This is a genomic window from Hydrogenophaga sp. (assembly GCF_018780385.1).
Classification (GTDB): domain Bacteria; phylum Pseudomonadota; class Gammaproteobacteria; order Burkholderiales; family Burkholderiaceae_C; genus Hydrogenophaga.
The window spans coordinates 73060-86154 of the sequence record NZ_JADMJO010000016.1 but is presented as its reverse complement, the minus strand read 5'-3'; the positions used below and the strand labels follow the sequence as shown (position 1 = coordinate 86154).

Genomic DNA, 13095 nt, shown 5'->3' with positions numbered 1-13095 from the left:
TCACTGGATCAGGCCGTTCTTGAGCGCGTAGTAAGTGAGGTCGCTGTTGCTGGTGAGCTTGAGCTTCTCCATCACCCGCGAGCGGTAGGTGCTCACGGTCTTGACACTCAGGAACATCTGTTCGGCCATGTGGCCGATGGTCTCGCCCTGGGCCAGCCGCAGGAAGACCTGCAGTTCGCGCTCCGACAGCAGTTCGTGCGGCGCCTGTTCTGCCGCCCCGGCCGCGCCATCGGCCAGCAACTCGGCCACCGCCGGGCTCACGTAGCGCCGGCCGCGCGCCACGGTGCGGATGGCGTTGACGATGTCCTCGGGCGCGCAATCCTTGTTGAGGTAACCACTGGCGCCGTAGCGCAGCAGGGTGGTGGCGTACTGCGCTTCGGGGAAGCCGCTGAGGATGAGCACCGCCAGGTCGGGAAAGCGCGCCTTGATCGCCTGCAGTGCATCCACGCCGCCGTGCTCGGGCATGGAGATGTCCATCAGCAGCACATCCACCTCACCACCGCGCGCCAGCTCCAGCGCATCGCGTCCGTTGTTGGCTTCTCCGGTGACGCGCAGGTCCACATGCTCGGCAAGAAACTGCCGCAGCCCGGTGCGCACGACGGCGTGGTCGTCGACGATGCCGATTCTGATCATGGGTGTCTGGGTGAGGGTGAGCGCTTTGGGCGGATGCGGAAATCTAACAGGCCCCGACCGAGGGCGCCGTCAGACAACGCCTACACGCGGCGGCCCGGACGATGGGCGTTGTCCTACAGGGCGACGGCACGCTGCCCGACACACCGGGCAGACCCCCCCACCTACAGTGAAGGCACGGCTTGACGCTGACATCAGCACCGAGTCGAGGGCGGCGAACACACCGACCCAACGACCTCAGCAAACCTCAACAGGAGTAAAGCACATGAACTGGGACCGAATCGAAGGCAACTGGAAGCAACTCAAAGGCCGCGTGACCGAGCAGTGGGGCAAGCTCACCGATGACGACTTCGACGTCGTGGCGGGTCGCCGCGATCAGCTCGCCGGCAAGATCCAGGAACGTTATGGCGTGGCCAAGGACGAAGCCGAGCGCCAGGTGGCTGCATGGGAGCGCCACGCCGGCGACGACTGGTTTGCCAGCCCCAAAAAGCGCCCGACCGACAAAGTCTGAGCCCAACTGACCACCGTGACATCCGCCGGATGCGTCCGGCCTTCTCTTGAAGGAATCGACATGAAAACCACACACCGCTACTCCGCCCTGTTCGCCGCCGCCGCAGCCACCGTGCTCATTGCCGCCTGCGGCGAAAAGGTTGACGACACCACCGTCGGGCAGAAAATCGACAACTCCACGGCCACGGTGCAATCGGCCGGCACCGAGTTGAAGAACGACGCCCAGGTCGCCGCCAACGACGCACAGACGGCTGGTTCGAAAGCCGCCGACACGGTGTCCAAAAACGCCACCGACATGGCCATCACCACCAAGGTGAACGCTGCTCTGGCCGCCGACGACAAGCTCAGTTCACTGAAGATCGACGTCGACACCGAAGCAGGCAACGTCGCGCTGAAAGGCACGGCTCCCGACGAAGCCTCGCGCCAGCGCGCCACCACCCTGGCGGCGGCCGTTGACGGCGTGGTCACCGTGGACAACCGCCTGACCGTCGAGAAAAAGAACAGCTAAGCGCTCATCTCACACCCCATTCAAACACCGGAGGACACCATGAAACTCGCACACGCCGTGTTGGCCGCAGCCGCCACCCTCACCCTCGTTCAACTCACCGGCTGCGCGGTCGCCCGCGACCAGCAGTCCGTGGGCTCCTACATCGACGATGCCGCCCTCACCACCCGCGTGAAGGCCCGCATGGCCGAAGACAAGACCGTCAGCGCCACCTCCATCAGCGTAGAAACGCTCAAGGGCACGGTGCAGCTTTCGGGTTTCGCCAAGTCGGCTGAAGAGCGCTCCGCAGCCGAGCGACTGGCCCGGTCCACCCCGGGTGTGCAAGCGGTTCGCAACGACATCCTGGTGCGCTGACCACCACCCCGCCCTGAGCGCTGTAGGACGCCGCCTACAGACGCAATGGGCTTTTTCAACGACGCTCCACGGGGCGCACGACGCAGTGATGCATCGGCGCCCCGGCTTCGTTTCACCCACCACACACCATGCCTGCGCTGAAAACCTTCATCGTCGAAGACAACCAAGTCATCTACGAGAACCTGGTCTCCACGCTGCAGGAACTCACCGACGTTGAAGTGGTCGGGAACGCTGTCGACGAGTACAGTGCTGTGCGCTGGTTGCGCAGCGAGGGCACCTCGCTGGATCTGCTGATCGTCGATATATTCCTGATGTCCGGCTCGGGTCTGGGCGTGCTCAAGGCAGCGCAAGATGCGCAACTGCCCTCCAGGACCGTGGTGCTCACCAATTACGCCACCGCCGACATCCGCAAACGTTGCGCCGCGCTGGGGGCCGACCGGGTGTTCGACAAGTCGTGTGAGCTCGACGACCTCATTGCGTACTGCGCCCGGGTGTCGGACGGCTCGGCCACGCGGCCGGGTGAGTTGCGGTAGAAGCTGAAAACAACAAGGCTTGCGCCATGCGCAGCCACCGGGAGCCGGGATGATCAAGTCGTCGATCGAGCGCGTGGCGCGCACGCGGTACGTGATGCCGGTGGTGCTGGCCCTGGCGGTGGTCGCCGTCGTGGTCATCGAAGGCGCGTTCCAGCACTCACGCTCCACACTGGCGCAGGGCATCGCGCTGACCGATGCGCGGCTTCAGGCCGGGCGCATTCTGCAAAACCTCACCGACGCTGAACTCGCCGCCCGTGCCTTCCTCATCAATGGCCAGGCGGCCGACCGCGACGCCTATCGCGAATCCATCACCGCGCTGGCGCAAGCGCAGCGCGGCGCTTTCCAGCTCATCGCCGATGTGGACCCCCAGCGCACCGTGTCGGTGGAGGCCGTGCGCATGCGCATCCAGGCGCGTGTGAGCGCCATGGAGGAATGGATGGACACGGCCGAGCAAGGCCGGCGCACCCAGGCCCGCCTGTTGGCCAGCAGCGACCGCGGGCGCGCCAGCTACGCCGAACTGCGCAGCGAGTTCGATCTGGTGCTGGGGCGCGCGTCTGCGCTCCAGGATCGCGCGCGTGGGTCGCTGCTGGACGCCATCATGATCAACCGGGTGGCGCTGCACCTGCTGGTGCTGATGTCGGTCCTGGGTCTGGTGCTGTTCACCCGCCAGTTGCGCTACAGCGACGCACAGAAGGCGCGCGAGAGTGAATACCTCGCGTCGCAGGTGGCCCTGCGCACCGCCGAGCTGCGCGAACTGGCTGGTCACCTGGTCAACACCCGCGAAGACGAGCGCGGCCGGCTGGCGCGCGAACTGCACGACGAGCTGGGCGGCCTGTTCACCGCCATGAAGCTTGAGCTCGCGCGTCTGCGTCGGGTGGCCGACATGCCCACCACCGCGCTGGAGCGCATGAGCGGCATCGAGCAACGCCTGAACGAAGGCATTGCCGTGAAGCGCCGCATCATCGAAAACCTGCGGCCCTCATCGCTCGACCAACTGGGTCTCGCTTCAGCGCTGGAAGTGCTGTGCCAGGAAGTGGCCAGCAGCCTGGGCATTCCCGTCACCGCCCAGCTGGAGACGGTGAGCCTGGACAAGGAATGCGAGCTCACCGTCTTCCGCCTGGTGCAGGAGTCGCTCACCAACATCAGCAAATACGCGCGGGCCCGGCAGGTGACGGTGGAGCTGGAGGGCAAGGGCGACTGGGTGCGGGTGAGCGTGCTGGACAACGGCTGCGGGTTTCATACCCACAGCGTGCCTGCTCGCCACCATGGCCTGATCGGCATGCGGGTGCGCGTGGAGTCCCACGGCGGCCACCTCACCATCAACAGCAGTCCCGGGCAGGGCACGCACATCGTCGCGGAGCTGCCTTGCAGGGCGCAAATCGAGGGGGGATTCGTGCGAAACCCAGGAGCCTGCGCTGCGCTAAGCTCGTTGCATCCCTTTGATGCACCCGTTCAACCCGCCGTCCATGCCCTCTCCGATCGCCGTCATCGATTTTGAAACCACCGGCATCTCGCCCTCCATGGGCGACCGAGCCACCGAGGTGGCCATCGTCATCACCGAACAAGGCCGGGTGGTGGACCGTTTTCAGAGTCTCATGAACGCAGGCGTTCGCATCCCGTCGTTCATCACGCAACTCACCGGCATCACCAACGACATGGTGGCCTGTGCTCCACCGGCCGCCGCTGTGATGCGCGACGCGGCGCGTTTCGTGGGTGGGGTTCCCATGGTCGCGCACAACGCGTCCTTTGATCGCCGTTATTGGCAGGCCGAGCTGGCGCTGGCGGGTGAGCCCGCGTCGCACGCCTTTGCCTGCACGGTGCTGCTCTCGCGCCGGCTCTACCCGCAGGCACCCAGCCACAAGCTGGGCTCGCTGGTGGACTTCTTCCGTCTGCCGCGCACGGGCCAGGCTCACCGCGCCCTGGCCGACGCCGAAATGGCTGCCGAGCTGCTGGCGCGCATCCAGCACGATCTGCGCACGCAGCACGGCGTGGGTCGGCCGGACCACGGTTTCCTGATGGGGTTGCAGCGCTGCGCGCGCAACCAGTTGCCGCGCTTCTTCAGCGCACAGCGATCTCCTGTGACGGTCAGTTCACACGCACCTTGAACTGCACGATCACCGCGCTGTCCACGTTCTTGATCGATGGGACCAGCCCGACGTTGATGCCGAAGCGTTGGCCCTCGTAGGTGACCATGGGCAACGCGGCGAAAAAATTGCCGCCGCGATTCATTGCCGGATAGCCGTTCATCAAGCCCACCGCCGCACCGAGCTTGAATCCGCCCAGGGACCAGGGTTGCCAATTGACCGCGGCGTACGTCGTGTTCTCGCGCACGCTGTTGTAATAGCTGCCGGCCATGTACGAGATCTCGGGGCTGGTGCGGTATTCGAGCCCCAGGCCGAGGTTGTTTTCGTTGTAGCCGTTTTGCCGTTTGAAGTGCCGCGAGAAGCCGCCCACGTTGAGCCAGAGTTGCGAGCTGGACGCCGGGGAGAGGTCCAGCGTGGTGGACGACTCCGCCAGCGCTGCCGGCGCGGTGAGTGTGATTGCAGCCAGCAGGGCGCAGGCGGTGGGAGTGTTCATCATGGAGACCTCTCGGACACGTTTCGCTAAAGCCAGCGGTTTCTCTTTGTTTCGGTCGTCGCCCGGCGCTTCTTGAATCGGGCAAGCCCCAAAATGGGTGCCCAATGCCACGCAGTTGCGGGCTTCGCCGCTCTTCCTCTTTTCCCGCCCTCCTGTCTCCATGAAAACCCACGCCACACCACCCACCACGCTGGACACCACCCGCATCGACGACCTGCGCATCGGTGCGGTGCGCCCGCTGATCACGCCCGCCCTGCTGCAGGAATGGCAACCCGCCGTGGATGCCGCCCAGGCCCTGGTGCAGCACAGCCGGGAAGCCATCTCCCGCGTGCTGCACGGACAGGACGACCGCCTGGTGGTGGTGGTGGGACCGTGCTCCATCCACGACCACGCGCAGGCCATCGACTACGCCCGCCTGCTCAAGGAACAGGCCAACGCACTGCAGGAGGACCTGATGGTGGTGATGCGCGTGTACTTTGAGAAGCCGCGCACCACCGTAGGCTGGAAGGGCTATATCAACGACCCGCACCTGGATGGCAGCTTCGCGATCAACGAAGGGCTGGAGATGGCGCGCGCGCTGTTGCTCGACGTGTTGGCGCTCGGCCTGCCGGTGGGCACCGAGTTCCTGGATCTGCTGAGCCCGCAGTTCATCAGCGACCTCGTGAGCTGGGGCGCGATCGGCGCGCGCACCACCGAGAGCCAGAGCCACCGCCAGCTGGCCAGCGGCCTCTCGTGCCCGGTGGGTTTCAAGAACGGCACCGACGGCGGGGTGAAGGTCGCGTCCGATGCGATCCAGGCGGCGCGCGCCTCCCACGCCTTCATGGGCATGACCAAGATGGGACAGGCCGCGATCTTCGAGACGCGCGGCAACGACGACTGCCATGTGATCCTGCGCGGCGGCGCGCAGCCCAACTACAGCGCAGGCGACGTCAGCGCGGCCTGTGCGCTGTTGAAAAAGGCGGGCCTGCGCGAGCAGGTGATGGTGGACGTGTCACACGCCAACAGCAGCAAGCAGCACCGAAAACAGATCGAGGTGGCGGCCGACGTGGCCGCTCAGGTGGCGGCGGGCGACAGCCGCATCGTGGGCGTGATGATCGAGAGCCACCTGCACGAGGGCCGGCAGGACATCGTGCCGGGCCAGCCGCTCACCACCGGCGTGAGCGTGACCGATGCCTGCATCTCGTTCGAGCAGACGGTTCCGGTGCTGCAAGGCCTGGCGGCCGCGGTGCGCGCGCGGCGCTTGCACAGTGCAGCGCCATGAACCTGCCCTGGCGCGGCCCGCCGGCCATCAACCTGGCGCTGCAAGGCGGTGGCGCGCACGGCGCCTTCACCTGGGGCGTGCTCGATGCGCTGCTGGAAGACGGGCGCCTGCGCTTCGATGGCGTGAGTGGCACCAGCGCGGGCGCGATGAACGCCGTGATGCTGGCGCAAGGCCTGATGGCGGGAGGGCGGGACGGTGCGCGCACCGCCTTGCGCGAGTTCTGGAGTGCCGTGGCGGCCAGCATGCCGTTCGAGGTGGCCATGCCCACGGCCGATGGCAAGGACATGCGGCTGGCACCGGCGATGCAGCTGATGTTGCAATGGACGCACTACTTTTCACCCGAGCAGCTCAACCCGTTCGACCTCAATCCGCTGCGCAAAATCCTCTCAAGCCAGGTGGATTTCGAGCGCCTTCGCACGCAGAGTCCGGTCAAGCTGTTCGTGGCCGCGACCAACGTCAACACCGGCAAGCTGAGGCTGTTCCGCGCGCCAGAGCTCACGCCCGACGCAGTGCTGGCCTCGGCCTGCCTGCCCACCATGCACCGCGGCGTGGTGATCGATGGGGAAACCTATTGGGATGGGGGCTATGCGGCGAATCCGGCGGTGTTTCCGCTGTTCCACGAGTGCAGCGCGCGCGACATCATGCTGGTGATGCTGGCCCCACTGAAGCACAGCGCCACACCGCAGTCGGCGGTGGACATCAAGAGCCGGATGATGGAGCTGGCGTTCAACGCCACGTTCCTGCGTGAGATGCGCATGTTTGCCCACTTGCGCGAGCGCGCTGCGCGCAGCTCGTGGTGGCAGCGCGGCGAGCTCGACCGGCGCCTGGCCGGCACGCACTTTCACGTGATTGAAGCCAGCGAAGTGCTGGGCGCGCTCAGCGCCGAGAGCAAGGCCGCGGCGAACATGCGCTTCTTCGAGATGCTGTTCGCGCTGGGTCGTGAGCACGGCAGCGCGTGGCTGTCGGCGCACCACGCCGACGTGGGCCAACGCAGCAGCGTTGACCTCGAAGCCTTGTTCTACTGAAGGATCAGCGCGGCTTGCGCGGCACCATCGGGCCACGGCCTTCGATGTGGCGGAAGTTGATGCGGCCCTTGGTCAGGTCGTAAGGCGAGAGTTCGAGCGAAACGCGGTCACCCGCGAGGATGCGGATGTGGTTCTTCTTCATCTTGCCAGCGGAATAGGCAATCAGCTGGTGACCGTTGTCCAGCGTCACACGAAAGCGCGTGTCGGGCAGCACCTCGTTGACGATGCCCATCATGTCGATCAGTTCTTCTTTGGCCATGGTGTTTCCTTTGCTTGAAGTGTACGGGTCAGTTCGGCCGGGCCGCCAGGCGGGTGGTGTCGTGCACCCAGTCGATGCCCTGCGCCAGGCCGTAGTCGGCCGCGGCGGCGTGTGTGGGGAAGGCGCTGTCAAAACGCATCACGCGGGCGGTCGAGGCACTGCCGACGCCGCTGGCGATGGACACCTGCGCGGCGAACTGGCCGCACGGCAAGGGGCGCGGCAAAGCCGCAATGCGGTACTTGCCCAAGGTGAGCGGAGAGGGATTCGTGGTTGGAATCGTGGAAATCGTGTGAATCATCAAAAACATCGGTGGGTCGGGGCGCGCGGCGTTCGCCGCAGCGTCGGAAAGACCCGAATCAAAAATCAAAAACCATTGGCAGCCCCAGCGCCGGGGTGTCTCACCGCTTGATCCGGTCATCGGTCGTTGCGGGAAGCAACCGACCAAGACCAGCGCACGAACCACGGCAGGTGTTCAGGCAAAGCAGGGAGGGAAAGGCCACGGTGCTGTGAGAAAGCGGGGTGGCGCACCTTGGAGGGGCTGGACCAGCAGCCCCTCTGCCGGGGGCGGTGCGTTTGGGCTGTGGACCCGGGCGCGGCTGGTCGCTCAAGGCGACCACGCATGATAGCACGGCATCGCGAAACGTGCTGGATCGGGCTCCTTCGACAAGCTACGGCACACCGTTTGCTCCTTGCGCGCAGAGCAACATTGGAAACAAGCCCCCTTGAAGAATTCTGACCTTCGCTACGTGCAAGACAGCATGCCTGGCTGGCGCCGTGTGCGCCGCGGCCGGGGATTTTCATACCTCACCGCGTCCGGGCAGACCGTGCTCAACGCCGCCCAACTTGAACGCGTTCGCCGCCTGGCCATACCGCCCGCCTACACCGATGTCTGGATCTGCCCCAGTGCACGCGGCCATCTGCAAGCCACCGGGCGCGATGCGCGCGGACGCAAACAATACCGCTACCACGCGGCCTGGCGCAGCCAGCGTGACCTGAAGAAGTTCGGCCGCATGCGCGAATTCGGCCGCCGACTTCCGCACATTCGCCGAGCTGTTGCGCGCGACCTGCGCAGTGACGAACCGCGCCGGAGAACCGTCGTGGCCGCCATCGTGCGCCTGCTCGACCGCACTGCGATGCGGGTGGGCAATGCCGAGTACGCGGCGGACAACGGCTCGTTCGGCCTGACCACACTGCGCGATCGGCACGTTCAAACAAGCGCGGACGAGATCGTCATCTCTTTCCGCGGCAAAGGCGGTATCGAGCAGCGCGCCCGGCTGACCGACCGCCACGCGGCACGCATCGTGCAGCGCTGCCAGGATCTGCCGGGTCAGCACCTCTTTCAGTACATCGATGAGACAGGCCGACGCGGGGCGGTGAGTTCCCATCACGTGAACGCCTACCTGCGCGAAGTCGGCGGTGAGGATTTCACCGCCAAGGACTTTCGCACCTGGCATGCCAGCGTGCACGCGCTCGAGGTGCTGAGCGGCCTGGAAATGCCGCCCGACGCAGCACCTGGAGCGAGGTGGTGCGACAGGTTGCGCAACAGATCGGCAATACAGAAGCCGTTTGCCGCAAGTTCTACATCCATCCCGCCGTGCAGCGCTGTTTCGAAGAAAGGTGGGCCGCACCACACGGCAGCAAAGCGCATGGCACCCGGGGTTTGCGTGCCACCGAATGTGCGCTGATGGCGCTGCTCGCGCGCCGGCCGAACAAGGCAGCCAGCTGAGACACCGTTGCCGTTACTTGCGATCGGGCAGTTCGATCTTGACTTCGAGCACGTCCAGGTTGTCCTGGCGGTCGAGCTGGACCTTGATGTCGTCCGGGTTGATCTTGATGTATTTGCTGATCACGGCGACCAGCTCACGCTGCAGCGCGGGCAAATAATCGGGCTCGGAGGCGCTGCGGCCATTGCGCTCGTGCGCCAGGATGATCTGCAGCCGCTCCTTGGCCACGCTGGCGGTTTTTTTCTTCTCGCCGAGCAGAAAGGAAAAGATCGACATGCGTCATTTCCCCCCGAACAGGCGTTTGAAGAAGCCAGCGTTTTTGGCCTCGATGAAGCGCAGCGGCTTGTCGGCGCCCAGGAAACGGTCGATCACGTCGCTGTAGGCCTCGGCCACGTCGGTGCCCTTGAGGTGGATGGCCGGCGTGCCCTGGTTGGACGCGGTCAACACGTTTTCGCTCTCGGGGATCACGCCGATCAGCTTGATGCGCAGGATGTCCTGGATGTCTTCGAGTGAGAGCATCTGGCCGTCGGCCACGCGCGTGGGGTTGTAGCGTGTGATGAGCAGGTGTTCCTTGATGGGTTCCTTGCCGTCGATGGCGCGCTGGGTCTTGCTGCCCAGCATGCCCAGGATGCGGTCGGAGTCGCGCACGCTGGAGACCTCGGGGTTGGTCACGATCAGCGCTTCGTCGGCGTAGTGCATGGCCATGAGCGCACCGGTCTCGATGCCGGCGGGCGAATCGCACACGATGTACTCGAAGCCCATGGCGGCGAGGTCGGTCAGCACCTTGTGCACGCCTTCCTGGCTCAGCGCGTCCTTGTCGCGCGTCTGGCTGGCGGCCAGCACGAACAGGTTGTCGCACTGCTTGTCCTTGATCAGCGCCTGGTTCAGGTTGGCTTCGCCCTGGATCACGTTGATCAGGTCGTACACCACGCGCCGCTCACAGCCCATGATCAGGTCCAGGTTGCGCAGGCCGACGTCGAAGTCGATCACGGCGGTCTTGTGGCCGCGCAGGGCGAGGCCGGAGGCAAAGCTGGCGCTGGTGGTGGTCTTGCCCACACCGCCCTTGCCGGAGGTGACGACAACGATTTTGGTCATGGTGAAGGTCCTTCTGTTCTGAAAATGGGGGCGGATCAGGCGCCGATGGCGTCGATCACCAGCTTGTCGCCGTCGGGGCCGGGCACCAGACGCACCTGCGCCGGCTTGCCCAGGATCGACTCGGGCAGTGCGACTTCGCTGGTGCGGTAAATGCCGGCGATCGAGATCAGCTCGGGCGCCATGCTGAGCGCAAAGATGCGTGCATCGGCGTTGCCACGGGCACCGGCGATGGCCTTGCCGCGCAGCGGTGCATACACATGGATGTGGCCGTCCGCAATGACCTCGGCGCCTGGATTGACCATGGCCATCACAACCAGATCGCGTCCACGCGCATAGACCTGCTGGCCGGAACGCAAGGGTTTGTCGATGACGAGGGCGCCGGGCGCCGGCGCGGGTGCCGATGGCGCCACGGGTTCGGGGGCGTTGGTGATCTCGGTTGGCACCACGGCGGGGGCGGCGCGCTGCACCGATGCGTCGGGCGCATTCGTGAGACCGGCGGCCAGGGCCAGGCGGGTCTGCTCGATGGTGCCGCCTCGCACGGCCAGCGGCACCAACCGGTATTGGCGCAAGAGGGTTTGCAAGGCGCCGAAATCGGGCAGGGCGTTGGCCTCCGCCACATTGAGCGGATGCAGGTCGATGACCAGCGGATCGTTGTCGAAGAAGTCGGGCATGTCGCCGAACCGCTGGGTCAGCTCCTGGGCCAGACGGTCGAGATCGGACGACTTGAGCATGAGCGCCACCAGGGGCAAGTGCGCGCTCTTGATTTCGAAGGTGGTGGGCGCGCTTCCTGCGAGGGCAACAGACATGGGCGAAACAGGCTCACAAAAAAAGCAGCCGACGCGGGCGATGCGCTGCATCGGCTCGGGCATGAAGCGGCGCAGTTTAACAGCCGGGGACCCCACGACCGGCAAACGCTTGTGCCCAGGTGTCAGGGCATGTTTCCGTGCCCGATATGACAACTCTGTGTATATCTTTTGAACAAACCCTCACTTATCCACAGGCTCATCCAGTTTTTGGCAGTTATCCTTTTTTCGCCCGTTCGGGTCCAGGGTCCTTCACACAGACTTTGAGCGGGTGCAAGTCCTTGATCGGACAAGAGAAAGGGCGCTTGTCCACAGCGGACAGCGCCCTCTACTACTACTGCTATCTTGTATTTAAAGGAATATATAAGAACAAGACGCAGAGAAGTCCATCGGCTTGGGAGCCGATCAGATCGTGCCGCCCATGCGGTGGTGACCACCACCGTGGTGATGGTGTTTGCCGTGGCCTTTCATGCCGGCGCGCTGAAAACCCTGCATCTGTTTCGCGTCGAACACCTTCTGCTGGTCGACGTTGAGTGCTGCGTAGAAGCTCTTGATGGCGTCATGGCGCTGGCTCATGCGGGCATCGCGTTCGGCTTTCATGGCCGCCATCTTGTCCAGGCGCTGGGGCGTGGTCAGCTTGGACCAGTCTTCGCGGGGGCCCTGGCGGGCCGGGCGAGCGTCTGGCTGGGTGCGTGCCACGAAGGCATTCCAGGCGGGTTCCTGTGCGGCGGTGATCTTCAGTTCGGCCTTCAGGGCCGCCTGGTGCTCGGCCATGCGTTTCTGCATCCTGGCCATGCGCTCGGCGCGTTTGGCGTCGCGCTGGTCGTCCTTGGCGCCTTCCTGGGCCTGCGTGGTGGTCGGTGCCGTGGGGGCTGCCGTGGTGCCTTGGGCGATGGCGGTGGCCGAGAGACCGGCGAAAGCGGCTGCCAGGGCGGCGGCCATCAGGGCGCGTTTGGGAATCGATGTCATGTTCACTCCTAGTGACCGTTGAGGAAGATTCACCACAGCTTGGGTCGGTGGGCTGTGGAATGACTTCAGTGTGGTCGGGGGGTGTTTCTGCGCGGTGGGGCTGATGTGGCTGGTCTGTAAAGTTTTGTGCCGGTTTTCGGCAGCGCGGCTGGGTGGGCGAGGTCGTCCAGGATCGGACAGTCCGGACGGCCATCGCCCGGGCACAGGTGCATCAATTCGCCCAGCGTGCGCTGCATGGCTTGCAGGGCGTCAATGCGCTGCGCCAGTTCGTCCAGGTGTTTCTGGGTGATGCGCTTGACACTGGCGCTGCTGCGTTTGCGGTTGTGCCACAGGCTCACCAGCTCGGCGATGGCGTCCAGGCCGAAGCCCATGTCGCGTGCGCGGCGGATGAAACGCAGCGAATGCACGTCGGCCAGGCTGTACTGGCGGTAGTTGCTGTCCGTGCGCACCACATCACCCAGCAGCCCGAGTGTTTCGTAGTGGCGCAGCATCTTGGGTGAGATGCCGCTGAGTTCGGCGGCTTTGCCGATGTTGACCGGCCACGCTGTCCGCAGGTCGATCTCGTTGTCCATCATGGCGCTCCCGCCGCCACCTCATAACCCTCTTCGCGAATGGCCGCAGCCAAGGTGTCGCGGGGCTGAGTGCTGTCCACCTCGACGCGGTTCTGGACCCGGTCGATGGTGACCTGCGCCTGCGGGTCGACCAGCTTGATGGCGGTGGTCACGGATTTTTCGCAATGGCCGCAGGTCATGCCCTGCACGGTGAAGACTTCGCTCATGGAAATTCCTTGAAGGTTGAATGGAAAAATCCATTGTCATCCTTGACACGGTGTGAAGGTCAAGGATGTTGT

Annotated in this window: 19 protein-coding genes; 9 read left to right on the top strand and 10 right to left on the bottom strand. The window is 65.0% G+C overall.

Annotated elements, in window-relative coordinates:
• Positions 1–633 carry a response regulator transcription factor gene (locus IV113_RS08615; protein ID WP_291083122.1) on the bottom strand — a complete coding sequence of 211 codons (633 nt, stop codon included), beginning with the start codon at positions 631–633 and terminating at the stop codon, positions 1–3.
• A 262-nt stretch (positions 634–895) separates the two neighbouring features.
• On the opposite strand from IV113_RS08615, the gene IV113_RS08610 reads away from it, so the two are divergent.
• The 6 genes from IV113_RS08610 to IV113_RS08585 all read left to right on the top strand — a co-directional run bounded on the left by IV113_RS08610 (position 896) and on the right by IV113_RS08585 (position 4637).
• Positions 896–1141: a CsbD family protein gene (locus tag IV113_RS08610; RefSeq protein WP_291083119.1), complete on the top strand. Its 246-nt coding sequence runs from the start codon at positions 896–898 to the stop codon at positions 1139–1141.
• A gap of 60 nt (positions 1142–1201) precedes the next feature.
• Positions 1202–1648, top strand: coding sequence for a BON domain-containing protein (locus tag IV113_RS08605; protein WP_291083116.1), 447 nt, complete (start codon positions 1202–1204; stop codon positions 1646–1648).
• A gap of 39 nt (positions 1649–1687) precedes the next feature.
• On the top strand, positions 1688–1999 hold the full coding sequence (locus IV113_RS08600; protein WP_291083113.1) for a BON domain-containing protein: 312 nt from the start codon (positions 1688–1690) through the stop codon (positions 1997–1999).
• A gap of 128 nt (positions 2000–2127) precedes the next feature.
• Positions 2128–2532: a response regulator gene (locus IV113_RS08595; protein WP_291083110.1), complete on the top strand. Its 405-nt coding sequence runs from the start codon at positions 2128–2130 to the stop codon at positions 2530–2532.
• Between the two features lie 49 nt (positions 2533–2581).
• Complete coding sequence (locus tag IV113_RS08590; protein ID WP_291083107.1) at positions 2582–4030, top strand: ATP-binding protein; 1449 nt, start codon at positions 2582–2584, stop codon at positions 4028–4030.
• Positions 3999–4637: a 3'-5' exonuclease gene (locus IV113_RS08585; protein WP_291083104.1), complete on the top strand. Its 639-nt coding sequence runs from the start codon at positions 3999–4001 to the stop codon at positions 4635–4637. Before IV113_RS08590 ends, IV113_RS08585 begins: the two co-directional genes overlap by 32 nt.
• On the opposite strand, the gene IV113_RS08580 is transcribed toward IV113_RS08585, so the two are convergent.
• Positions 4618–5109, bottom strand: a complete 492-nt coding sequence (locus IV113_RS08580) for a hypothetical protein (protein WP_291083101.1) — start codon at positions 5107–5109, stop codon at positions 4618–4620. The genes IV113_RS08585 and IV113_RS08580 overlap by 20 nt on opposite strands.
• 160 nt (positions 5110–5269) lie before the next feature.
• Between IV113_RS08580 and IV113_RS08575 the strand changes: the two genes are divergently transcribed.
• Complete coding sequence (locus IV113_RS08575) at positions 5270–6370, top strand: 3-deoxy-7-phosphoheptulonate synthase (protein ID WP_291083098.1); 1101 nt, start codon at positions 5270–5272, stop codon at positions 6368–6370.
• Positions 6367–7395 (top strand): patatin-like phospholipase family protein, encoded by a 1029-nt coding sequence (locus IV113_RS08570; RefSeq protein WP_291083095.1) that lies wholly within the window; start codon positions 6367–6369, stop codon positions 7393–7395. The genes IV113_RS08575 and IV113_RS08570 overlap by 4 nt, the downstream gene beginning before the upstream one ends.
• Positions 7396–7399: 4 nt before the next feature.
• Here IV113_RS08570 and infA read toward each other — a convergent pair whose 3' ends face one another.
• Both infA and IV113_RS08560 read right to left on the bottom strand, forming a co-directional pair.
• On the bottom strand, positions 7400–7654 hold the full coding sequence (gene infA, locus IV113_RS08565) for a translation initiation factor IF-1 (RefSeq protein WP_056265133.1): 255 nt from the start codon (positions 7652–7654) through the stop codon (positions 7400–7402).
• Between the two features lie 28 nt (positions 7655–7682).
• Positions 7683–7952: a hypothetical protein gene (locus IV113_RS08560; protein WP_291083091.1), complete on the bottom strand. Its 270-nt coding sequence runs from the start codon at positions 7950–7952 to the stop codon at positions 7683–7685.
• 424 nt (positions 7953–8376) lie between these two features.
• On the opposite strand from IV113_RS08560, the gene IV113_RS08555 reads away from it, so the two are divergent.
• The gene (locus IV113_RS08555) at positions 8377–9339 is read left to right on the top strand and encodes a DNA topoisomerase IB (RefSeq protein ID WP_363318591.1); all 963 of its coding nucleotides are present in this window, start codon (positions 8377–8379) and stop codon (positions 9337–9339) included.
• A 54-nt stretch (positions 9340–9393) separates the two neighbouring features.
• On the opposite strand, the gene minE is transcribed toward IV113_RS08555, so the two are convergent.
• From minE to IV113_RS08525, 6 genes are all read right to left on the bottom strand, one after another.
• The gene (minE, locus tag IV113_RS08550; protein ID WP_056265121.1) at positions 9394–9654 is read right to left on the bottom strand and encodes a cell division topological specificity factor MinE; all 261 of its coding nucleotides are present in this window, start codon (positions 9652–9654) and stop codon (positions 9394–9396) included.
• A gap of 3 nt (positions 9655–9657) precedes the next feature.
• A complete protein-coding gene (gene minD, locus IV113_RS08545) occupies positions 9658–10473 on the bottom strand; it encodes a septum site-determining protein MinD (protein WP_291083086.1) in 816 nt (271 codons plus the stop codon).
• Positions 10474–10508: 35 nt separating this feature from the next.
• Complete coding sequence (gene minC / locus IV113_RS08540) at positions 10509–11279, bottom strand: septum site-determining protein MinC (RefSeq protein WP_291083083.1); 771 nt, start codon at positions 11277–11279, stop codon at positions 10509–10511.
• A 402-nt stretch (positions 11280–11681) separates the two neighbouring features.
• Positions 11682–12245, bottom strand: coding sequence for a Spy/CpxP family protein refolding chaperone (locus IV113_RS08535; RefSeq protein ID WP_291083082.1), 564 nt, complete (start codon positions 12243–12245; stop codon positions 11682–11684).
• Positions 12246–12310: 65 nt separating this feature from the next.
• Positions 12311–12817 (bottom strand): Cu(I)-responsive transcriptional regulator, encoded by a 507-nt coding sequence (gene cueR / locus IV113_RS08530; protein ID WP_291083079.1) that lies wholly within the window; start codon positions 12815–12817, stop codon positions 12311–12313.
• Positions 12817–13023 (bottom strand): cation transporter, encoded by a 207-nt coding sequence (locus tag IV113_RS08525; protein WP_291083076.1) that lies wholly within the window; start codon positions 13021–13023, stop codon positions 12817–12819. Before IV113_RS08525 ends, cueR begins: the two co-directional genes overlap by 1 nt.
• Between the last annotated feature and the right edge of the window lie 72 nt (positions 13024–13095).